Below are 20,327 nucleotides of genomic sequence, written 5' to 3' on the forward strand. Positions count from 1 at the left end.
ACGCGGGCTATTTCGGAACGGTCGCCCGGGTCGGGATTACAGTCTCTCCCGGGTTAAGGAAACCTCCTGCGGAAAGGACAACTTGTTCCTGACCATTCAGTCCACCCAATATGGTAACGCCGGTGTCGCTGACGTCGCCGACTTTCACGTCCCGACGCGCCACCTTTTTGTCGGCACCAATCACATAAACGTAATTGCCCTTTGTATCGCTCTGTACCGCCGATTCTGGAAGCTGCGGCACATCCGCCGCGCCGCCGATGATTCGAGCGGCGGCAAATCCGCCCGGACGCAGTGCCGTATTATACGGTAGTGCGACGCGTGCGATACCTTGTCGCGTCTGCGGATCGATAATCGGTGACACCTGCCAGATTTGCCCTGAAAAACTCTGCGTTGACCCTACCGGCGTAACCGAAGCCTGTTGCCCCACTCGCATCCGCGCAAGATCGCTTTCGCCCAGCCGCGCCAGTAATTCCAGCTCGCCGCCCTTCGCCACGCGGAACAACACGCCCGAAGCGGCACCGACGACTTGCCCCGGCTCAACCGACCGCGTCAGGACAAGACCCGCCGCTGGTGATCGAATGTCCAGACGAGCGGTCGTTGCCTGAGCCTGACCGAGTTGCGCCCGTGCAACATCGACCCGCGCGCGCGCCGCGTCACGGATCGCCGTTTTGCTGTCGACATCGGCTTTCGAGATAAATCCGCGCGAAACCAGTTGCATGGCGCGGTCCAGATTGGACTGGGCAATGCGGGCATCCGCCTGCGCCACGGTAATCGAAGCAGCAAGCGAATTGCCAAGTTGTGTCTGAACCCGACGATCGACGGTTGCCAGTACCTGTCCCGCATTCACCCACTGGCCCGGCTCGACCAGAACCTGCGTCACCATGCCACCTTCACCGGCAACACCTACCGGCATCTCACGGCGTGCGGCCAGATTGCCGGTGGCGGTGACCACGGCATCAACGGTGCTGCGACCCGGCACGACGACGGTAACTGTCGGAACCTGCTTGGCGCTGGCATCCGCATCCACAGGCTTTCCGCTACGAAACATGAAGAACGCTGCCAACAAGACGACCAAGGCGATGACGCCGCCGATTATCAGGTTACGCCGGCGACGCGAGCGCGCGACAACACCATCTTCGGCGACATAAGACCGTGCATCCGTGTCATGGGTAAAACCGGATTCGAAATTCATCGCCAAATCAACCTCGTCGACACGCTACAGCGCAAATTGCACCGCCCAGTGTGTTACCTTAATAAGTCACTGCACTCAATAGGGCGCATCATTTGCAGTCTAATGATCGGTTAGAGGGCGACGGGCAAGTGAAGCCGACCTTAATCCGTGCTTGCTTTCGACCTTTCACCGGCGCAGCTTTCGATCAGCAATAAGGGAGGAAATATATGGACCGCGGTTTCTTTGGTTGGATCGTTATCGGTATCGTTGCGGGCGTACTCGGCAAATTGCTGATGCCTGGTAAGGATCCGGGCGGATTTATCGTCACTATTCTCATCGGTATCGCGGGTTCTCTGCTTGCAGGATTTCTGGGTCAGGCGATCGGATTTTATCGGCCGGGTCAGGCTGGTGGCTGGGTCGGCGCAACCGTCGGCGCGATTATCCTGCTGTTCCTTTATCGTTTGGTGACGCGCAGCCGCACTGGCTGAACGCACGCTGCCGGATCAGTTCATAATCGGTGCAGCCGCGACATGCTTGAGAGCCTTTCGCGCGCTGCATTGATGCGTCGCGTTTTGGGAGTGAAATCATGAAATATCTTATCGCCGCTGCGGCCACGATGGGGACGCTGGCTTCGGTCGCGGCCCCAGAGGCTGCAATGGCCGACGTAGCACAGGCCATTTCAGGGACGAGACTGGACATCGTCGCTCGCGGGGAAGTCACTCGCGTACCCGACATCGCGGTGATTTCGGCTGGCGTAGTGACACAGGCAAAGGACGCCCAGACCGCGCTGAGCGATAACGGCGCACAGATGACCCGCGTCCTTGCGGCATTGAAGCGCGCAGGAGTTGCCGACCGCGACGTATCGACGTCGAGCATCGGCCTGTCCGCGCAATATCGTTATGCAGACAATCAGCCACCTGTTGTCACCGGTTATCAGGCGAACAACAGCGTCTCGATCCGGTTTCGGGACGTCGCCAAATCAGGCACGATCCTCGATGCCTTGGTCGCTGCGGGCGCAAACCAGATCAACGGTCCCAACCTGATGATCGACAAGCCTGCCCCGGCAATCGACGAGGCGCGCGTGCAAGCTATGGCCCTCGCACACAGTCGTGCCGAACTTTACGCAAAGGCGGCCGGCCTCACGGTAAAGCGCATCGTTTCGATCGGCGAATCTGCCGACGAGCAGGGTCCACGACCTTACCCGGTGATGATGATGGCCCGCGATTCTGCGGCTCCAAAAACCCATATCGCACCAGGTGAACAGCAAATTGGCGTTACTTTGTCAGTTACCTTCGAATTGAACTGACTTTCACAAAAAAAGGGGCGCCGGTCACATGACCGACGCCCCTTTTTCGTTAACAGTCGAATGTTTAGCGAACCCGACCGCGACGAATTAGATTGATGATTGCGAGCAGGATGACAGCGCCAAGAAAGGCTGCGATCAGTGCTGGCGCGCTGAACACGTTGTCGTTCATTTCGCCATGACCGAAGATCAGTCCGCCGATGAACGCGCCGACGATGCCGACGACGATGTTGAGAAACAGGCCCTGTTGGCCGTCAGTCCGCATGACGATGCTGGCGAGCCAGCCGATTATGCCGCCGACGATCAGCCACATTAGCAAACCGATCATAGTATTCCCTCCTGCTCCAACACGCGAAGTATTCGCGCGCTTCGTTACAGACTGATAATACGCGCAAAAGCCGCTGCGGTTCCCTTTTGCGTTGCATATGCGCAACGATAGAGCGAACCGAGCGGGAGGACGAACGGTTAATATAAGCTGGTCAGAACTTCTGCTGACGCTCGTAAAGCGATTTATAATGCTGGATACGTGTAACGCGCAGGCCGGGCATCCCCGAACGATCCACTGCACGCTGCCATCCCGCAAACTCCTCGAGCGTCAGGCCATAGCGATCGCAAACATCGTCAACTGACAGCAGACCGCCAGCGACCGCAGCCACGACTTCTGCCTTGCGCCGGACAACCCACCGGGTGGTGCCCGCAGGCGGAAGCGTCTGCATGGTCAAAGGTTCGCCGAGCGGACCGATAACTTGAGCAGGGCGAATTTTCTGGTTCTCGATCATTTAATTCCTCATGCCACTGGAGTGGCGATCACGGTCATTCGCTAAACAGGCTTCTACCGCCCGGGCATTGAACGAACGCTGAAACGCCAAGGTAAACGTGAAGGTCATGATCGTTCACGCGGGTTAACGGGTTTGTCGGAGATTTCGGAAAAGCTGGCCGAAGACGATGGACCCAACTGCGGGCGGTCTGCGGCAAAGAGACTGATTCGCGGATCGTCCTGGGGAACAACCCGTGCTTCATGATCGGCCGATGCCGCTGCGCGCGCGGTCGGGGAAGCCGACTGACGCGCTGCTGCTGCCGATAACAGGCTTTGCAGATCGGGCGTTCCGGCGACCTTTGCGCCTTTGCGGCGTCTGGTAAAACTTAAGTCCATTACCGGTTTATGACAGCGATGGGTGAAGACCCGGTAAACCGCGTGCGAAAACTACCTTCATCGTCTATGAACATTTTTCTTATGCAGGATCTGTTTCAACTTGGTGGCCCGAAAGGGTCTGACGGTGCGGGCAAACGCATCGTTGTCGCGATGTCGGGCGGCGTGGATTCATCAGTCGTGGCTGCACTCGCCGCCAAAAGTGGCGCCGAAGTGATCGGTATTACGCTCCAGCTTTACGATCATGGTGCGGCCACCAAACGCGCGGGAAGCTGCTGCGCCGGGCAAGACATCCGCGACGCACGCGCCGTCGCCGACCGCCTCGGCATCGCGCATTACGTGTTCGATCATGAAACACGTTTCCGCGATTCGGTGATCGACGGGTTTGCCGACGAATATATGGCGGGCCGCACCCCCATCCCCTGCGTACGCTGCAACATGGGGGTGAAGTTTACCGACCTGTTCCGACTGGCGAAGGAACTCGGCGCGGATTGCCTCGCGACCGGCCACTATGTCCGCCGCGTTATGGGTGCCGACGGCCCCGAACTCCACCGCGCCGTCGACCCGGCCCGCGACCAGAGCTATTTCCTGTTTGCAACGACCACCGACCAACTCGACTACCTCCGCTTCCCGCTTGGCGGCATGGAAAAATCCGCCGTGCGCGCGCTTGCTGCCGACCTGACACTCAGCGTAGCGGCCAAGCCCGATAGTCAGGACATCTGTTTCGTGCCCGACGGCGATTATGCCTCACTCGTCAAGAAACTCCGCCCCGAAGCGGCGATCGGTGGCGACATTGTCGATCGCGCAGGTGCCGTACTCGGCAAGCATGACGGCATAGTGGGTTTTACCATCGGCCAACGCCGGGGACTGGAAATCGGCGGACAGGCAGAACCACTATATGTCGTGCGCGTCGAACCCGAAACGCGTCGCGTTGTCGTGGGACCACGTCAGGCCCTTGCGGTCAGCGGCGCGCGGCTTTCCGAAATCAACCTGATCGGTGCACCCGCATCAGGCCCGTTGACCGCCAAAGTGCGTTCGATGGCAAAGCCGGTCCCTGTCACGATGGACGGCGAATGGCTTCGCTTCGACAAAAACGAATATGGCGTCGCCCCCGGACAGGCAGCGGTCCTTTACAGCGGCGAACGCGTAATCGGCGGCGGCTGGATCGAAGAAACCCTGGCCGCCGCGTTGGCGGAGGCTGCATAACCCCTTTCGTCACCCTGAAACCAGTTCAGGATGACGATATTGGGAGGGTCAGTCCCGCAGCAGTTCGTTGATCGACGTCTTCGCGCGCGTCTGGGCATTGACCTGCTTCACGATAACTGCGCACGAAAGACCCGGCCCCGGCGATCCATCGGCCAGCGGCTTACCCGGCAAGAACCCTGGAACCACGACCGAATAAGCAGGCACCCTGCCGACGAAAATCTCGCCGGTAGCTCGGTCGACGATCTTCGACGTCGATGAAATAAATACACCCATAGAAAGCACGGAACCGCGCTCGATCACCACGCCCTCGACCACTTCCGAACGCGCACCGATGAAGCAATCATCCTCGATGATCGTCGGGTTTGCCTGCAATGGCTCCAGCACGCCGCCGATCCCGACGCCGCCCGACAGATGCACATTCTTGCCGATCTGCGCACAACTGCCGACTGTGACCCAAGTATCCACCATCGTGCCTTCGCCGACATAAGCGCCAAGGTTCACGAAACTCGGCATCAGCACGACGTTCTTGGCAATATGCGCGCCGCGACGGACGATGCTCCCCGGCACTGCGCGAAAACCGGCCTCCCGAAAACTGCTTTCATCCCAGCCATCGAATTTCGAAGGAACCTTGTCCCACCAGCTCGACCCGCCGGGTCCTCCGGGGATCATCGCCATGTCGTTCAACCGGAAACTCAGCAGCACAGCCTTCTTCAGCCACTGGTTGACCTGCCAGCCATCACCAACCGGCTCCGCAACACGCGCTTTACCCGAATCGAGCAAGCCCAGTGCAGACTCCACGGCGTCCCGCACCGCGCCCGTCGTCGCGGCACTAACGGTATCGCGCGCATCCCATGCAGCTTCGATGGTGGCTTCCAATGTCATGCTAACTCCCCAGTAAATTTTCCGAGCCAGCGGCTCAGATCGTCGGTTTCAAAATCCACAAACGACGGACAACTCGCCGCGTTCGCCTGCTCGGACCCATTATTGATCCACAATGTCGTCATTCCGATTGCCTTGGCCGGCTTCAAATTCCGAACCATGTCCTCGGCAAACAGAGCCGTCTTCGGGTTCACGCCCCAGCGATCGCACATGCCAGTATAAGCCGATGGATCGGGTTTCGGTACCAATCCCATCGCGTGGATATCGTGGATCGCCTCAAAGCTCCCACCCAGTCCCAGCCGGTCAAGCACCCGCTGCGCATAGGGGGTGTCCCCGTTGGTGAAGACCAGCTTGCGTCCCGGCAAACGTGCGATTGCCTCTACCAGATCCGCGTCGTGGTCTACCCGGTCCAGCTCGATATCGTGAACATATGCCAAAAATTCATGCGGGTCGGTGCCGTGTGCCGCCATCAGCCCGGACAGCGTCGTGCCGTGTTCGTAGAAATACTCTTTCTGCATCCGTCGCGCTTCCACAGCATCGACGCCGAGCAAATTCGATATAAACTGGGTCATTCGCACATCGATCAGCGCAAACAGATCGGTTCGCGCCGGATACAGCGTATTGTCCAGATCGAATATCCAGCTATCGATGTGGTGCAGTCCGGGGTGCATGGGGAGGCCATAGCGGGCGGTCCTCTCATGTAAAGCTTGGCTCGAACATTCGACCGGCTAGCCTGCCGGTGCTTTTCTTCCGGGGGGGATGAAAAATGTTACATTCGCGCGCTTTATTGTCATCCAGCGCCTTATTCTCGTTGCTCGCGCTGACGGCATGCGGCGGAAGTGGTGGCACGCCCGTCGCTTCGACGCCGCCCCCTCCAGTCGATTATAACACTGACGAATATAAACGCTCGAATGCTGCCGTTCAAGCTCAGGCCCTTGCCGCCTATCAGGCTGGATCGACGGGTGCAGGCGTTACGGTCGGCGTTATCGACAGTGGCGTCGATACCACCAGTGCGGAATTCACCGGTCGGATCAGCTCGCTATCCGCCGACCTCGCCGGATCGCGCGGGCTTCAGGACGAGAGCGGTCATGGCAGCGCGGTTTCCGACGTGCTTCTCGGCGCAAAGAACGACGTCGGTATCTCAGGCATTGCTTTCGCTGCGACATTGCTCGTGTTGCGGACCGATACGCCCGGAAGCTGCGCAACAGCAACGGTCGGTGCCGGTTCGGACGGCTGCACGCATTCCGACACCGCGATCGCCCGCGGCCTCGATCTCGCTGTCACAGCACGGGCCCGCGTGGTCAACATTTCGCTGGGCGGCGAAGCGGCGAACAGCAATTTGCGCGCAGCGATCGATCGCGCCACGGCAGCCGGGGTCATCATCGTTATTTCAGCAGGAAACGAAGGCAAGACCGACCCCGGTGCCGCAGCAAACCCCGATCCGCTGGCGCAAATCGCCATCGACCCCATTGCGCGCGGCCTTGTCTTGATTGCGGGTGCCACCAACGCTGCCCAAACGCTTGCCGACTTCTCCAACAAGGCGGGCAATTCGTCGGCATTTTACCTGACCGCGCTCGGAGTTTCGGTTCGCGCCAACAATAACAACAACATGCCCTTCCTCTGGAGCGGCACGTCGTTCTCCGCTCCCGTGATTTCCGGTGCGATCGCTTTACTGGCACAGGCATTTCCCACTTTAACACCAGCGCAAATTGTCGACCTTCTACTCCGCACCGCGACCGACCTTGGCGCGCCAGGCGTCGACAGCACCTACGGCCACGGCGAACTCAATCTGGCAAAGGCGTTCGCACCGCAGGGTTCACTCTCGCTCGCCAACGCCACAGTCCCGGTTTCGCTAACCAACAACGGCACATTGTCGACCGCGATGGGCGACTCCGGGCAGGGTAATCTCGGCGCGGCGATCCACGATGGATATGGACGCGGTTACAGCGTCGATCTGGGCGGAACGCTCCGCGGCGCACCCCGCGCGAATCGCTTGACCGGTGGTCTGGATTTATCCTCGCATACCGCGGCGACCGCATCCGGCCCGACGACCATCGCACTTTCGATCGCCGGAGCAACTGACAGCCAGCCGCTGCGCCTGTCCGGCCGTGACGCGGAGGGGGCACGGGCACTTGCCGCATCCGTCGTCACCCGCATCGACGCCCATACTCAGTTCGCGCTCGGCTTTGCCCAGGGGAGCAACGGCTTGACCAATAGCCTGACAGGTCAAAGCGCCCCCGCATTTCTGGTGTCCGACGGGGCCAGCGGATCACGCGGCTTCGATCTCGCTCCTAAGGGCGCATTTGCCGTCCGGCGCCGCCTCGGTGGCATCGGCTTCACTCTCGCAGCAGAAAGTGGTGATGTCCGGCTGTGGGAAGTCGGCGACAATGGCCCGACGAGCGACCGATATCGTCGCTATGGTTATGGCGATGTGTCGATAGGTATCGACGCCGCGAAAGGGCCGCTTTCGGTTACAGGCCGTCTATCGCACATGAGCGAACGCGATACCGTGCTCGGTGCGCGCTTTTCCGCAGCACTCGGCGGCGGCGGCGCGACAAGCTGGTTCGCTGACACTCAGGCTGCGCTCAAGCTCAGCGAGAGCGCACGATTCAACGCTGGCTGGCGACGTGGCTGGACGCAGGTCGCGTCAGGATCGGTTCGCGCAGGATCGACGTTGATGACTCAGGCGATGTCGTTCGATTTCGAACGTGAAGCCGTACTGAAATCGGACGACAGCATTGCAATCCGCTGGTCCGAGCCTCTGCGCGTGACCTCTGGAAGTTTGGCGCTGACGGGTTTGGGCGAAGACACCGTCCAATTCGGACTCGCGCCCGTGGGCCACGAACGCGACCTGGAGGGCGTCTATTTTGTGCCGATCGGTCCCGGCCAGTTCACCGGCAATGTGTATTGGCGGCAACAACCCGGCAATTACGCCGCCGCGCCCGACGATCTGGGTGCTGCGATCCGCTATACATTCGGATTCTGATCAGACCGTAAAGCTCTCACCGCACCCACAGGCACCCTTGGCATTCGGGTTTTCGAACACAAACCCAGCCGTAAAATCGTCCTCGACCCAGTCCATCCGGCTGCCGATCAGATACAGAACCGAAGCGCCATCGACAAAGAACAAGCCGCCCGGTGTCTCGATCTTCTCATCGAGCGGCGCAGCCTCAGTCACATAATCGACCGAATACGCCAGTCCCGAACACCCACGTTTAGGCGTCGACAGCTTAACCCCGATCGCATCTGCCGGAGCCTTTGCCATCAAATCGGCAATCCGCTGTTCAGCCGTGCCGCTCAGCGTCAAAGCAGCAGGACGCGCCCGCACCGGCTTGGTCATCACGTCGGTCATAGCATCCCCAATTCGAGCTTCGCTTCATCGGACATTTTCGCCGAATCCCACGGTGGATCCCAAACGAGATTAACCTCGGCAACGCCAACTCCCGGCACCGCCCCGACGCGCATCTCAACCTCCATCGGCATCGATTCCGCGACCGGGCAATTCGGCGTGGTCAGCGTCATGTTGACCTTCACATGGCCCTCATCGACCTCGATCCCGTAAATCAGGCCGAGCTCGTAAATATTCACCGGAATTTCCGGATCGTAGATTTCTTTCAGCGCATCGACGACCGCTTCATACAAATCGCCACCGGGCTCACCGCCAGCCAGCTTCGGCGGTTCAGCCTTCAAAAACCCCGCAAGATAATCCTTCTTCCGCACGAAATTCTCGCCCAGATCACTGGCGGGCTTGGAAACATCCTGCAAATCCACGCGCGCTCGGCGGGGCTGCTCGACGCTTTCGACTTCTTCGATCCTGATACCGTTATCACTCATCCGAACAGCTTCCTTACCCGCTCGATTCCCCGGACCAGCGCGGAAATGTCATCCGGTCCGTTATAAACTCCGAAACTCGCCCGCGCCGTCGCATCGACGCCCAGCGCCGCCATCAGTGGCTGCGCACAGTGATGCCCAGCGCGGATCGCCACGCGTTCCTCGTCCAATATGGTGCCGACATCGTGCGGATGCACCCCCTCGACATTGAAACTGACGATTCCGGCGGCGTCCTCCGGTCCATAAAGATGCACCGAATTCAGCGACCGCAGCACCGCGCGCGTCTGAGCAACCAGCGCCGTTTCATGCGCGTGGATCGCGTCCAGCCCAATATCGGCCACATAATCAATCGCCGCGTGAAGCCCCAGCGCGCCGACAATATGCGGCGTCCCCGCCTCGAACCGCGCAGGCGGCGGTGCATAAGTCGTCCGCGCAAACGACACCTTGTCGATCATCGCGCCGCCACCCTGCCACGGCGGCATCGCATCAAGGATTTCAGCCCGCGCCCACAGCACGCCAATCCCAGTCGGGCCGTATAATTTATGCCCCGAAAACACATAGAAATCGCAGTCGAGATCGGCGACATCGACCGCCATACGCGGCACAGCCTGACACCCATCGAGCAGCAATTTCGCACCAACCTTATGCGCCAGCTTCGCCGCCCGCTTGGCATCCAGCACCGACCCCAGCACATTGGAAACATGGCCAAACGCAACCAGCTTATGCTGCTCGGTCAACATGGCTTCCGCCGCGTCCAGATCGATCCGCCCGTCCGCCGTCAATGGGCAAACGTCAATCTCCAGCCCAGCCAACTGCCAAGGCACGATGTTCGAGTGATGCTCCAGCGTGGACAGCAAAACCCGGTCACCCGGCTTCAGCGATTTCGCCCAAGTCTGCGCGACCAGATTAATCCCCTCGGTAGCGCCACGCACAAACACGATCTCGTCCGCGCTGCCCGCCCCGATAAAGTCCGCAATCCGCTGCCGCGCCGCTTCATAGGCAATCGTCATATCCGCCGACCGACTATAAACCCCGCGATGCACGGTCGCATAAGTCTCTGCATAAGCACGCGTAATCGAGTCGATCACAACCTGCGGCTTTTGCGCGGTGGCTCCGGTGTCGAGGTACGACCAGCCCTCTGGAATGGCCGGAAAGTCCGCCACCCGGTCCAATGGCCGCGTCAGGGTAAGCACACTCACGACAGTCGCTCCAAAGCACCCAAAGCCGCAGCCTCCAGCACGTCCTGCGCCTCAACGCCGGCAAAAACCTCCGCCACAAACGCCCGCAGCAACAAAGTCTGCGCCTCGGCAGGCGGCAGCCCCCGGCTCGCCAGATAAAACATCGCCTGCTTATCCAGCTCGCCCACAGTCGCCCCATGCGCGCACTTCACATCGTCGGCGTAAATCTCCAGCTCCGGCTTCGCATTGGCGGTCGCCGTGCGGTCCAGCAACATCGCCTTCACCGACTGCACGCTGTCCGTCTTCTGCGCATCCCGCGAAACCGCGACCTTGCCCAGATAAGACCCCGTCGCCTGTCCACCAAGGACCGATCGCACCACCTGACGGCTCGTCGCGTTCGGCTCGATATGGCGCACCGTCGTGACGATCTCCAGCGTCTGTTCGCCCCCGCCGACCTGCACGCCACCAAATTCAAAATGCGCGCCGTCATGCAACGTCACATCGACCGCAATCCGCCCATAACCAGCGCCCGCGTTCAGGACATGAAAGTCCATCCGCCCGCCCGCACCGATCTCAATCGCATAATCATGGATACCCGGTTCCGCGATCAAATGCTCGACGCGAGTCTCCCCCGCCGCCACCGAAATCGCGGTCGCAGGGCCAACCGGCCACAGCCGCGCGACCGCATCCATGTCGCTGTACCGCCAGGCCTCATCCTTGCGGGTCGGAAGGGTTGTCACGCGGCCAGTTCCTTATACCCGTCACGTTCCAGTTCGAGCGCCAGTTCGGCACCACCCGTCCGCGTGATCCGCCCACCGTCCAGCACATGAACGAAATCGGGCCGCACATAATCGAGCAACCGCTGATAATGCGTGATCAGCAGCACAGCCTTATCGGGCTTGCGCATAATCCGGTTGATGCCATCGCCCACAACCCGCAGCGCGTCGATGTCCAGTCCGGAGTCCGTCTCATCCAAAATGGCCAGCGCCGGGTCGATAATGCCCATCTGCACCATCTCGTTGCGCTTCTTCTCGCCACCCGAAAACCCGACGTTCACCGGGCGTTTCAGCATGTCCATGTCCATGCCCATATCGCCAGCCTGCGCCCGCGCTATCTTCAGGAACTCAGCCCCCGACAACGGAGCCTCCCCGCGTCCTTTGCGCTGAGCGTTCAAACTCTCACGCAAGAACTGCACGTTGGAAACACCGGGAATTTCGACCGGATACTGAAACCCCAGAAACAACCCCGCCGCCGCCCGCTCATGCGGCGCAAGGCTCAGCAGATCCTGCCCCTGAAACGTCACCGACCCTTCAGTAACCTCATACCCCGGCCGCCCCGACAGGACATAACCAAGCGTGGACTTCCCCGCCCCGTTCGGTCCCATGATGGCATGAATCTCACCGGGATTGAGCGACAGCGTCAGCCCCTTGAGGATCGGCTTGTCACCAACATTGGCGTGGAGGTTTTCGATTTTAAGCATTGTCATTTCTCATGCATGAGGACGTTGACCGTCCGACCGCCAGGATCGCGAACGTAAAAGCGCCGAACGCCCCAAGGCTCGCTGGTAAGTGGATAAACTATATCGTGGCCCGCACTCATCGCACGTGCATGGGCATCTTCGACGTCATCGACCTCGATCGAGATTACCGGCACTTCGGTTCCCGCTCCGCCGTGCGTCATAAGACTCAATTGCGGGCGCATGGACTCTTCCGAAGCAAGGTTCACGATGAATCCCTGATCCATTACGACATCGACCCCGAACAAGTCGGCGTAAAAGCGCGCCTGTTGTTGCGGATCATCGGCTTGAAAATTGGGAACGATACGAAGAACCGTCACCCAACCGAACCTTCCAGCGAAATCCCCAGCAACTTCTGCGCCTCGACCGCAAATTCCATCGGCAGTTGCTGCAACACTTCCTTCGCAAACCCGTTCACGATCAGCGCCACCGCTTCCTCCTGCGAAAGCCCGCGCTGCATCGCGTAGAACATCTGGTCCTCCGAAATCTTCGAAGTCGTCGCCTCATGTTCGATCTGCGCGCTCGGGTTCCGCACCTCGATATACGGCACCGTATGCGCCCCGCTCAGCGACCCCAGCAGCAGCGAATCACACTGCGTAAAGTTCCGCACATTCTCCGCCGTCGGCCCGACCCGCACCAACCCGCGATAGGTGTTGTTGCTATGCCCCGCCGAAATCCCCTTCGACACGATGGTCGAACGCGACCCCTTGCCAAGATGGATCATCTTCGTGCCGGTATCGGCCTGCTGGTAATTGTTCGTCACCGCGACCGAATAAAACTCGCCGACGCTATTTTCGCCCGACAACACGCACGACGGATATTTCCACGTCACCGCGCTCCCGGTTTCGACCTGCGTCCAGCTCACCTTGCTGTTTTTGCCCTGACACAGCGCGCGCTTGGTCACGAAATTATAGATGCCGCCCTTGCCCTCGGCGTCGCCCGGATACCAGTTCTGCACCGTCGAATATTTGATCTCGGCATCGTCCAGCGCGACGAGTTCAACCACCGCCGCGTGCAACTGGTTCTCGTCGCGCATCGGCGCGGTGCAGCCCTCCAGATAGGAGACATACGACCCCTTGTCCGCAACGATCAAAGTCCGTTCGAACTGCCCGGTATTCTCCGCATTGATCCGAAAGTACGTCGACAATTCCATCGGGCAGCGCACGCCCTCTGGGATGTAAACGAACGTACCATCCGAAAACACGGCACAGTTCAAAGTCGCAAAATAGTTATCGTGCATCGGTACGATCTTGCCGAGCCATTTGCGCACCATGTCCGGATATTCACGGATCGCCTCCGAAATCGACCGGAAGATAACCCCCGCCCGCTCCAGCTCGGCGCGGAACGTGGTCGCGACACTAACCGAATCGAACACCGCGTCCACCGCAACCCGACGCGCGCCCTCGACACCGGCGAGAACCTTCTGCTCCTCGATCGGAATGCCCAGCTTCTCGTAAACCCGCAAAATCTCCGGATCGACCTCATCCAGCGACCCCAGTTTCGGCTTCACCTTAGGCGCGGCGTAATAATAGGCGTCCTGATAATCGATCGGCGCAATGTCGAGCTTCGCCCAGTCGGGCGCCTCCAGCGTCCGCCACATGCGAAACGCCTTCAGACGCCATTCGAGCATCCATTCGGGCTCGTTCTTCTTGGCCGAAATGAAGCGCACCGTGTCTTCGGTCAGCCCCTTTGGCGCGAAATCCTGTTCGATGTCCGAATGGAAACCCCATTCATAATCCGCCGATTTCGCAGCCGCCGCCTGAGCTTCGAGGTTCTTTGTCGCCATATCAGTTCACCATTTCAATCACCGGTGCCACTCGGGGAGCACCCGACACCGCAGCCAACTGGCTCAGGGAGACACCCGCAAGCGCTCCGCGAACCGCACCGTTCACGACCGCCCAATGCGGCCGGACAGCGCAATGATGGTCGAGCGCACAATCCTCGCGCCCCTCGTCCACACAGGCAGTCAGCGCAATCGGTCCCTCTACGGCTTCGATAATGTCCGCCAGAGAAATTGCCGCAGCGGGTCGTGACAGCGAAAACCCGCCGCCCGTCCCGCGAGCCGAAGTCAGTAACCCCGCCCCAGCCAATTTTTGCATGAGCTTTTGAGCTGTCGGGAGGGGAACATGCGTCTCATCGGCCAGCACAGCCGCCGACAGCCGCGCCCCGCACCCATGGCGGGCGGCTGCGCTCATCATCACGACGGCGTAATCGGCAAGACTCGATAATCGCATAAGTCTATAATCGGACTAAATCAGTCTGATTTCAACCCCTGAGCGGTTCAAGTCCGTATAATCAGCGGGGCCAGCTCTTCGAATTCGGTTCGCTTCAGCGTCAGTTTTGCCAGAACCGAAAACTCTTCGGTGATCTTACCCGGCGTCAGGCCCGTGAAATGCTTGATCTCGCGGATGAAATGCGACTGGTCATAAAACCCGTCATCGACCAGATCCTGGGTAACGCCCTGTCCCTTGGCAAGAGAGATCGCCGCCTTCAGCGCACGATATTTGCGCGCCAGCAACTTGGGGGGCGACCCATAAAATCGTTTGCAGTATCGCTCGACCTGACGCCGTGAGACGCCGGATGCGCGAACCAGCTCCTCGACCTCGGGCGACGGTGACGACGCCAGCCACTGGTCGACAATCCGCGTGAATGCCGAAGCACCGCCCCTGTCCCGCGCCACCATTTCCTGCGCCAAAGCGTTGCCGATCGCCACTCGCTCCTCAAAGCTGCCGGCGTCGCGTAATGCCTGCGCGGTGACGTTCAGCCTGGTACCGAAGACATCGGTCGCATCGATGACCCGATTGACCAGTACAGACGCTTCGAAATCGAGCAGCGCGCCCCAACCTGCGGGAAGCAGGCCGACGCCGAACATATCGACCGGCCCCTCGACCCGCACCGCAGTCGGGCCTGTGGAAGGCCCCAATATCTGGATTGCGGGAGCCGCCATCACCACGCCATCGGTGAAAGTATAACGGCCCTTTCCTTTAAGCACAAAACGGAACTGGGCCAGATCAGCACGCTCGACATCTTCGAATAGCGGTACGTTGGCGCGGAATTCGTAGAACACGGAAAGGAAATCACGGAGCGACTCATCCGGCGTCGCATAGTCGAGCGTCACTGCCCCCGCTGCCGTCCCGTACGTCGTCATAAAAGCGCGCCCGTGTTTTATATGGCTATATAATAGCTTAGTCCAAAAACACGTTAAAAGAAAGCGGCCCGGACGTTTGCACGTCCGGGCCGCAGTTAAAGGTATTCCGGTTACCCAGAAGCCCTTCGGGTCGCGAAAAGGCCGGTACTCGGGGTCAAACGATTCGTATTGTATGGAATCGACATGACGCAAATATTGAACGACACGAGCGGCAACGGAGATTGATTGTTACGCGCCACCTGACCAATTCCGTTCGGATTCGGCGTGGATCGAGAAGAAATACCCATCCGCCGAAAATTCGTTAAAGCGCCGCTATGATCTTCTCCGCTCTCCGCCCGCTGCTGTTCCAACTCGATCCCGAACGCGCCCACCGCCTGACGATCGCAGGACTGCGCCTTTTGCCAGCATCCCCGCCGAGCTTCGATCCGCGCCTGACTATCGAGGTTGCTGGCCTGCGCTTTCCCTCACCGGTCGGCCTTGCGGCGGGTTTCGACAAGGATGCCGAAGTCCCCGACGCCATGCTCCGCCTTGGTTTCGGCTCAGTCGAGATCGGCACGATCACGCCCCTGCCCCAGATCGGCAACCCGAAGCCGCGCCTGTTCCGACTGGCGCAGGATGAAGCGGTCATCAATCGCATGGGGTTCAACAATTCGGGCCAGCCCGTCGCGCACATCCGGCTCGCTGCACGCCATCGAACCGGCATCGTCGGGGTCAACATCGGCGCAAACAAGGACGCCACGGATCGGATCGCCGACTATGCCAAGGGCGTCCACAACATGGCCGACGTCGCGGATTACCTCACCATCAACATCAGCTCGCCCAACACCCCCGGCCTGCGCGCGCTGCAAGATGCGGGAGCACTCCGCGAACTTTTGGCCGCCATCCAGGCCGCACGATCCCCGAACGGCCCGCCGGTATTCCTGAAAGTTGCTCCCGACCTCGAGCCAGCCGATATCGACGACATCACGCGCGCCGCCATCGATCACGGCATCAATGCACTGATCGTCGCCAACACCACGATCAGCCGTCCGCCGCTCCATTCAAAGGATGCAGGCGAAAGCGGTGGACTGTCGGGTGCGCCTCTGAAAACTCTGGCACTGGAGCGCCTGCGCGACTTCCGGCGTGCAACCGGCGGCCAGCTTCCGCTGATCGCAGCAGGGGGTATCGCCAGCGCCGACGACGCCTATGCCCGCATCCGTGCCGGAGCATCGCTCATCCAGCTTTACAGCGCATTGGTCTATCACGGCCCCGGTCTTGCCCGACGGATCACGGCCGGGCTTCTCTCTCGACTCGACAGCGACGGGTTTGCGACCCTTACAGACGCAGTCGGCTGATATCCCTCGCCCATAAAAACATAGTTACAAAACAGCCCTTGCCGCGCGGGCCTCCGGGCTTAGTGTCTGCACGATGAACCGTTCAACCATCGCGCTAATCGCCTGCCTCCTTGCCGCGCCAGTGGCGGCCCCAGCCGCTGCCAAAGTCCCCACAACGACAACAGGCGGCGTCGTCACATCCGCCGATCCCCGCGCAACTGCTGCGGGACAGGAAATGCTTCGCGCAGGCGGAACCGCCGCCGATGCCGAAATGGCGATGATGATCGCACTGACGGTTATCGAGCCACAATCTTCGGGGATCGGCGGCGGTGGCCTCATCCTTTATCACGATGCGAAATCGGGAAAGCTGGAGACCGTCGACGGTCGCGAAATGGCACCCGCTGCCGCTCGCCCCGACCGTTTCCTCGGTCCCGACGGAAAGCCGCTGCCCTTCATACAGGCATGGCCGGGCGGATTGTCAGTCGGCGTTCCGGGCAATATCCGCCTCGCCGCCATGGTCCACCAACGCTGGGGCAGGCTCCCCTGGGCAAAGCTGTTCGAACCCGCCATCCGCCTTGCACCATCCTATCAGGTTAGCGCCAGCATGGCCCAGCGCCTCCACGAAGCCGCAGGCATCATGAAGGACTATCCAGAGGCCCGCGCGCTGTTCTGGGATGGCGATGCCCCGAAACGGGCAGGCGCCACCGTCCATAACCCCGCCCTCGCCGCCATCCTTCGCCGCATCGCGACCGAGGGACCGGATGCGTTTTACACCGGCCAGAATGCAAAGGCGATCGTCGATGCCACGCACCGGACGGCACACAATCCCGCCGACATGACGTTGGCAGATCTTGCCGCCTATCGTGCCAAGGATCGCCCGCCGGTCTGCGCGCCATACCGGCAGTACCGCGTTTGCGGCATGGGGCCGCCGTCGTCGGGCGCGACGACCATCATCCAGATGCTCGGTATGCTCGAACGGTTCGACATGAAAACGCTTGGCCCGAACAGCCCGGTTAGCTGGCATCTGATCGGTGAGGCGATGCAGCTTGCCTATGCCGACCGTGAAAAATGGATAGGTGACAGCGACTTCGTGTCCGTACCGGTAAAGGGGCTGATCGACCGCAACTACCTGAAATCGCGTTCGGCGCTCATTTCGGAAACAACCTCGCTCCCCGCCTATGTCGCGGGCAATCCCCCCGGCGCGCAGCCACGCACCGCCGGGATATCGAGCGAAGTGCACGGGACCACGCATTTCGTTGCCGCCGATTCCCAGGGCAATGTCGCGACAATGACATCCACTGTCGAAAGCCTGTTCGGCAGTCAGCTCATCGCAAACGGCATGATCCTGAACAACGAACTGACCGATTTCACCTTTATCCCCACGCTGAACGGACAGCCTGTCGCCAATGCCGTCGCTCCCGGCAAACGTCCCCTTTCCTCAATGTCCCCCACGATCGTCTATGACGCAAAAGGCCGTGTGATCTTTGCAGTCGGATCGGCGGGTGGAAAGCGCATCATCATGCATGTTATGAAGGCGCTGGTCGGCAAACTCGATTGGGGTCTATCCGCGCAGGACGCCATCGCGCTGCCCAATATTTTCTTCGGCGGAAGCGCGCTTCTGCTGGAGAAAGGCACTTTTCTTGACGAATTGCGCCCCCGGATCGCCCAACTCGGCCAGACTGTAGTGTCGGCCGATCAGGGATCAAAGCTGAATGCCATCGAACGCACGGCTACTGGCTGGCGTGGTGCCGCCGACCCCGTGGCGAGGGTGACGTGCTCGGGGACTGAACAAGATATTGAATCGACATGGGAATACCCGGTCGGTTATTTGGAGGGACAATGCGCGAGTTCGAAAACTTTCCCAATCTGGTGGCAATGTTCTTTGCGCGCGCCAAAGAACGGAATGGCGCGCCGTTTCTCTGGCACCGGGACTCTGGCCGCTGGATTTCGCAAAGCTGGACCGAGGTTGCGTTACAGGTTTCCGCCCTCTCCGAAGCCCTGAAACGCGTCGGCATTGCGCGCGGCGACCGAGTAATGCTGGTCAGCGAAAATCGTCCCGAATGGTGTATCGCCGATCTCGCGATCATGGCGGCAGGCGCGGTAACGGTGCCGACCTACATCACCAATAACGAACGCGATCACCTCCATATCTTGCAGGATTCCGGCGCAAAGGCAGTCATCGTTTCGACCGCAAAGCTTGCCCGTTCGCTGATGCCCGCCGTGCTTCGTTCGACCAATTGCAAGACGGTAATCGGCATCGAGGATATTCGCATCGGCCAATCGGGCGATGTCGCATTCCACGACTGGGCGAAACTGATTTCGGTCGAAATGGCCGACCCCGATGCAACCGCAGCCTCCGCCGACTTTGCCCGCGATGACCTCGCCTGCATCATCTACACCAGCGGCACCGGCGGCGCGCCGCGCGGCGTTCGCCAGCATCATGGGGCGATCCTCCACAACGTCGCTGGATGCATCGACATCATCGCCACCGACTTTGGCTGGGACGAAGAGGTGTTCCTGTCATTTTTGCCCCTCAGCCACGCCTATGAACACTCTGGTGGTCAGTTCTTCCCGATCGGTCTCGGTGGTCAGATCTACTATTCGGAAGGGTTGGATAAACTGGCATCGAACCTGGAGGAGGTACGCCCGACCCTGATGGTGGTCGTGCCACGCCTGTTTGAGGTGCTGCGTGCCCGCGTCATAAAGACCATCGAAAAGCAGGGTGGCCTCGCCCCCGCGCTCCTGCAACGAGCATTGTCGCTCGGCGAAAAAAGTCTCGGCGACGGAATTCCGTTCTGGGATCGCCCGGTCGATTACTTCATCCGCAAGACGCTCCGGCCAAAGGTTCAGGCGAAATTCGGCGGACGGATCAAGGCGCTTGTTTCCGGCGGCGCACCACTCAATCCAGAGATCGGCATTTTCTTTCACTCGCTCGGGCTGACGCTGTTGCAGGGCTATGGCCAGACCGAGTCTGGCCCGGTAATTTCCTGTAACCGACCCAAAGTCGGCTTGAAGATGGACACGGTCGGGCCGCCGATGAAGGGAACAGAGGTCCGCATCGCAGAGGATGGCGAAATCCTCGTTCGCGGTGAACTGGTGATGCACGGCTATTGGAACAACGAGGCCGACACCGCGCTGGCGCTTCAAAACGGCTGGCTGCACACCGGCGATGTCGGCCATATCGACGCGCAGGGCCGGATCGTCATTACCGATCGCAAGAAAGACCTGATCGTCAACGACAAGGGCGACAATATCGCCCCCAAAAAATCGAAGGGATGCTGACACTCCAGCCAGAGATTATTCAGGCGATGGTGGTCGGCGACAAACGCCCGCATCTGGTTGCGCTCGTCGTGCCCGATCCCGAATGGCTGATGGAATGGGCCGTGGCGAACGGGGAAAAGCCCGACTGCCCGGACCTGTGCGCGACGCCAGCGGTTCAGCGGGCCGTGATGGCGGCCGTGGACCGAGTGAACGCCGATGTTTCAACCACGGAGAAAGTGCGCCGCGTCGTCCTGTCCCCCAATGCTTTCACGATCGACAACGAACAACTGACGCCTTCGATGAAAATCCGCCGCCATAAGATCAAGGAGGTTTATGGCGAGCGGCTCGATGCCCTTTACAAAGCCTAGCGC

22 protein-coding genes and 1 pseudogene are annotated in these 20,327 nt (G+C 60.3%); 8 read left to right on the forward strand and 15 right to left on the reverse strand.

The features are described 5' to 3' along the window. Positions 1-7: 7 nt before the first annotated feature. Complete coding sequence (locus D3Y57_RS10325) at positions 8-1,192, reverse strand: efflux RND transporter periplasmic adaptor subunit (RefSeq protein ID WP_121152909.1); 1,185 nt, start codon at positions 1,190-1,192, stop codon at positions 8-10. A gap of 206 nt (positions 1,193-1,398) precedes the next feature. Here D3Y57_RS10325 and D3Y57_RS10330 point away from each other — a divergent pair, with 206 nt between their 5' ends. Next, positions 1,399-1,659, forward strand: a complete 261-nt coding sequence (locus tag D3Y57_RS10330; RefSeq protein WP_121152910.1) for a GlsB/YeaQ/YmgE family stress response membrane protein — start codon at positions 1,399-1,401, stop codon at positions 1,657-1,659. A 98-nt stretch (positions 1,660-1,757) separates the two neighbouring features. After that, positions 1,758-2,477, forward strand: coding sequence for an SIMPL domain-containing protein (locus D3Y57_RS10335; RefSeq protein ID WP_121152911.1), 720 nt, complete (start codon positions 1,758-1,760; stop codon positions 2,475-2,477). 64 nt (positions 2,478-2,541) lie between these two features. On the opposite strand, the gene D3Y57_RS10340 is transcribed toward D3Y57_RS10335, so the two are convergent. The 3 genes from D3Y57_RS10340 to D3Y57_RS10350 all read right to left on the reverse strand — a co-directional run bounded on the left by D3Y57_RS10340 (position 2,542) and on the right by D3Y57_RS10350 (position 3,627). Next, positions 2,542-2,799 (reverse strand): GlsB/YeaQ/YmgE family stress response membrane protein, encoded by a 258-nt coding sequence (locus tag D3Y57_RS10340; RefSeq protein WP_121155749.1) that lies wholly within the window; start codon positions 2,797-2,799, stop codon positions 2,542-2,544. Between the two features lie 154 nt (positions 2,800-2,953). Beyond that, entirely contained in the window at positions 2,954-3,253 is a 300-nt protein-coding gene (gene sciP / locus D3Y57_RS10345) for a CtrA inhibitor SciP (RefSeq protein WP_121152912.1), read from the reverse strand. A 104-nt stretch (positions 3,254-3,357) separates the two neighbouring features. Beyond that, positions 3,358-3,627 (reverse strand): hypothetical protein, encoded by a 270-nt coding sequence (locus D3Y57_RS10350; RefSeq protein WP_121152913.1) that lies wholly within the window; start codon positions 3,625-3,627, stop codon positions 3,358-3,360. A gap of 81 nt (positions 3,628-3,708) precedes the next feature. On the opposite strand from D3Y57_RS10350, the gene mnmA reads away from it, so the two are divergent. Next, positions 3,709-4,830: a tRNA 2-thiouridine(34) synthase MnmA gene (gene mnmA / locus D3Y57_RS10355; RefSeq protein ID WP_121152914.1), complete on the forward strand. Its 1,122-nt coding sequence runs from the start codon at positions 3,709-3,711 to the stop codon at positions 4,828-4,830. Between the two features lie 48 nt (positions 4,831-4,878). On the opposite strand, the gene dapD is transcribed toward mnmA, so the two are convergent. Both dapD and D3Y57_RS10365 read right to left on the reverse strand, forming a co-directional pair. Beyond that, complete coding sequence (gene dapD / locus D3Y57_RS10360) at positions 4,879-5,712, reverse strand: 2,3,4,5-tetrahydropyridine-2,6-dicarboxylate N-succinyltransferase (protein ID WP_121152915.1); 834 nt, start codon at positions 5,710-5,712, stop codon at positions 4,879-4,881. Continuing rightward, entirely contained in the window at positions 5,709-6,380 is a 672-nt protein-coding gene (locus tag D3Y57_RS10365; RefSeq protein WP_121152916.1) for a pyrimidine 5'-nucleotidase, read from the reverse strand. The genes dapD and D3Y57_RS10365 overlap by 4 nt, the downstream gene beginning before the upstream one ends. Before the next feature lie 95 nt (positions 6,381-6,475). Here D3Y57_RS10365 and D3Y57_RS10370 point away from each other — a divergent pair, with 95 nt between their 5' ends. After that, positions 6,476-8,695 (forward strand): S8 family peptidase, encoded by a 2,220-nt coding sequence (locus tag D3Y57_RS10370; protein ID WP_121152917.1) that lies wholly within the window; start codon positions 6,476-6,478, stop codon positions 8,693-8,695. Here D3Y57_RS10370 and D3Y57_RS10375 read toward each other — a convergent pair whose 3' ends face one another. The 9 genes from D3Y57_RS10375 to D3Y57_RS10415 are packed head-to-tail and all read right to left on the reverse strand — an operon-like array spanning position 8,696 to position 15,382. Further along, positions 8,696-9,061, reverse strand: coding sequence for a HesB/IscA family protein (locus D3Y57_RS10375; RefSeq protein ID WP_121152918.1), 366 nt, complete (start codon positions 9,059-9,061; stop codon positions 8,696-8,698). Then, positions 9,058-9,543, reverse strand: coding sequence for an SUF system Fe-S cluster assembly protein (locus tag D3Y57_RS10380; RefSeq protein ID WP_121152919.1), 486 nt, complete (start codon positions 9,541-9,543; stop codon positions 9,058-9,060). Before D3Y57_RS10380 ends, D3Y57_RS10375 begins: the two co-directional genes overlap by 4 nt. After that, positions 9,540-10,739 (reverse strand): cysteine desulfurase, encoded by a 1,200-nt coding sequence (locus D3Y57_RS10385; RefSeq protein WP_121152920.1) that lies wholly within the window; start codon positions 10,737-10,739, stop codon positions 9,540-9,542. Before D3Y57_RS10385 ends, D3Y57_RS10380 begins: the two co-directional genes overlap by 4 nt. Next, positions 10,736-11,410: a SufD family Fe-S cluster assembly protein gene (locus D3Y57_RS10390; RefSeq protein WP_121155751.1), complete on the reverse strand. Its 675-nt coding sequence runs from the start codon at positions 11,408-11,410 to the stop codon at positions 10,736-10,738. The genes D3Y57_RS10385 and D3Y57_RS10390 overlap by 4 nt, the downstream gene beginning before the upstream one ends. 44 nt (positions 11,411-11,454) lie before the next feature. Next, the gene (gene sufC, locus D3Y57_RS10395; RefSeq protein ID WP_121152921.1) at positions 11,455-12,198 is read right to left on the reverse strand and encodes a Fe-S cluster assembly ATPase SufC; all 744 of its coding nucleotides are present in this window, start codon (positions 12,196-12,198) and stop codon (positions 11,455-11,457) included. A gap of 2 nt (positions 12,199-12,200) precedes the next feature. After that, positions 12,201-12,554 (reverse strand): VOC family protein, encoded by a 354-nt coding sequence (locus tag D3Y57_RS10400; protein WP_121152922.1) that lies wholly within the window; start codon positions 12,552-12,554, stop codon positions 12,201-12,203. Further along, positions 12,551-14,020, reverse strand: a complete 1,470-nt coding sequence (sufB, locus tag D3Y57_RS10405; RefSeq protein WP_121152923.1) for a Fe-S cluster assembly protein SufB — start codon at positions 14,018-14,020, stop codon at positions 12,551-12,553. Before sufB ends, D3Y57_RS10400 begins: the two co-directional genes overlap by 4 nt. A 1-nt stretch (position 14,021) precedes the next feature. Beyond that, positions 14,022-14,468 carry an SUF system Fe-S cluster assembly regulator gene (locus D3Y57_RS10410; protein WP_121152924.1) on the reverse strand — a complete coding sequence of 149 codons (447 nt, stop codon included), beginning with the start codon at positions 14,466-14,468 and terminating at the stop codon, positions 14,022-14,024. A gap of 47 nt (positions 14,469-14,515) precedes the next feature. Further along, positions 14,516-15,382: an AraC family transcriptional regulator gene (locus D3Y57_RS10415; RefSeq protein WP_121152925.1), complete on the reverse strand. Its 867-nt coding sequence runs from the start codon at positions 15,380-15,382 to the stop codon at positions 14,516-14,518. Between the two features lie 314 nt (positions 15,383-15,696). Here D3Y57_RS10415 and D3Y57_RS10420 point away from each other — a divergent pair, with 314 nt between their 5' ends. The 4 genes and pseudogenes from D3Y57_RS10420 to D3Y57_RS20900 all read left to right on the forward strand — a co-directional run bounded on the left by D3Y57_RS10420 (position 15,697) and on the right by D3Y57_RS20900 (position 20,324). Beyond that, complete coding sequence (locus D3Y57_RS10420; protein ID WP_121152926.1) at positions 15,697-16,716, forward strand: quinone-dependent dihydroorotate dehydrogenase; 1,020 nt, start codon at positions 15,697-15,699, stop codon at positions 16,714-16,716. A gap of 73 nt (positions 16,717-16,789) precedes the next feature. Beyond that, positions 16,790-18,697 (forward strand): gamma-glutamyltransferase, encoded by a 1,908-nt coding sequence (gene ggt / locus D3Y57_RS10425; RefSeq protein WP_239026025.1) that lies wholly within the window; start codon positions 16,790-16,792, stop codon positions 18,695-18,697. After that, positions 18,637-19,977 (forward strand): annotated as a pseudogene (locus D3Y57_RS10430) (AMP-dependent synthetase/ligase); the annotation flags it as partial. The gene ggt and the pseudogene D3Y57_RS10430, both read left to right, overlap by 61 nt. Then, the gene (locus D3Y57_RS20900) at positions 19,971-20,324 is read left to right on the forward strand and encodes a hypothetical protein (protein ID WP_239026026.1); all 354 of its coding nucleotides are present in this window, start codon (positions 19,971-19,973) and stop codon (positions 20,322-20,324) included. The pseudogene D3Y57_RS10430 and the gene D3Y57_RS20900, both read left to right, overlap by 7 nt. The last annotated feature ends 3 nt before the right edge of the window (positions 20,325-20,327 follow it).

Origin of the sequence: Sphingomonas paeninsulae (assembly GCF_003660165.1) — a bacterium.
In the GTDB taxonomy this organism is placed as follows: Bacteria; Pseudomonadota; Alphaproteobacteria; order Sphingomonadales; family Sphingomonadaceae; genus Sphingomonas_O; species Sphingomonas_O paeninsulae.

Bases quoted from the DNA above. Each gene is read 5' to 3' on its own strand.
- D3Y57_RS10335 (WP_121152911.1), top strand. From the start codon at position 1,758: ATGAAATATCTTATCGCCGCTGCGGCCACGATGGGGACGCTGGCTTCG.
- D3Y57_RS10325 (WP_121152909.1), bottom strand. From the start codon at position 1,192: ATGAATTTCGAATCCGGTTTTACCCATGACACGGATGCACGGTCTTAT.
- D3Y57_RS10415 (WP_121152925.1), bottom strand. From the start codon at position 15,382: ATGACGACGTACGGGACGGCAGCGGGGGCAGTGACGCTCGACTATGCG.
- sufC (WP_121152921.1), bottom strand. From the start codon at position 12,198: ATGCTTAAAATCGAAAACCTCCACGCCAATGTTGGTGACAAGCCGATC.
- ggt (WP_239026025.1), top strand. From the start codon at position 16,790: ATGAACCGTTCAACCATCGCGCTAATCGCCTGCCTCCTTGCCGCGCCA.
- dapD (WP_121152915.1), bottom strand. From the start codon at position 5,712: ATGACATTGGAAGCCACCATCGAAGCTGCATGGGATGCGCGCGATACC.
- D3Y57_RS10370 (WP_121152917.1), top strand. From the start codon at position 6,476: ATGTTACATTCGCGCGCTTTATTGTCATCCAGCGCCTTATTCTCGTTG.
- sciP (WP_121152912.1), bottom strand. From the start codon at position 3,253: ATGATCGAGAACCAGAAAATTCGCCCTGCTCAAGTTATCGGTCCGCTC.
- D3Y57_RS10390 (WP_121155751.1), bottom strand. From the start codon at position 11,410: ATGGATGCGGTCGCGCGGCTGTGGCCGGTTGGCCCTGCGACCGCGATT.
- D3Y57_RS10420 (WP_121152926.1), top strand. From the start codon at position 15,697: ATGATCTTCTCCGCTCTCCGCCCGCTGCTGTTCCAACTCGATCCCGAA.
- D3Y57_RS10410 (WP_121152924.1), bottom strand. From the start codon at position 14,468: ATGCGATTATCGAGTCTTGCCGATTACGCCGTCGTGATGATGAGCGCA.
- D3Y57_RS10365 (WP_121152916.1), bottom strand. From the start codon at position 6,380: ATGCACCCCGGACTGCACCACATCGATAGCTGGATATTCGATCTGGAC.
- D3Y57_RS10330 (WP_121152910.1), top strand. From the start codon at position 1,399: ATGGACCGCGGTTTCTTTGGTTGGATCGTTATCGGTATCGTTGCGGGC.
- mnmA (WP_121152914.1), top strand. From the start codon at position 3,709: ATGCAGGATCTGTTTCAACTTGGTGGCCCGAAAGGGTCTGACGGTGCG.
- D3Y57_RS10375 (WP_121152918.1), bottom strand. From the start codon at position 9,061: ATGACCGACGTGATGACCAAGCCGGTGCGGGCGCGTCCTGCTGCTTTG.
- D3Y57_RS20900 (WP_239026026.1), top strand. From the start codon at position 19,971: ATGCTGACACTCCAGCCAGAGATTATTCAGGCGATGGTGGTCGGCGAC.
- sufB (WP_121152923.1), bottom strand. From the start codon at position 14,020: ATGGCGACAAAGAACCTCGAAGCTCAGGCGGCGGCTGCGAAATCGGCG.
- D3Y57_RS10380 (WP_121152919.1), bottom strand. From the start codon at position 9,543: ATGAGTGATAACGGTATCAGGATCGAAGAAGTCGAAAGCGTCGAGCAG.
- D3Y57_RS10350 (WP_121152913.1), bottom strand. From the start codon at position 3,627: ATGGACTTAAGTTTTACCAGACGCCGCAAAGGCGCAAAGGTCGCCGGA.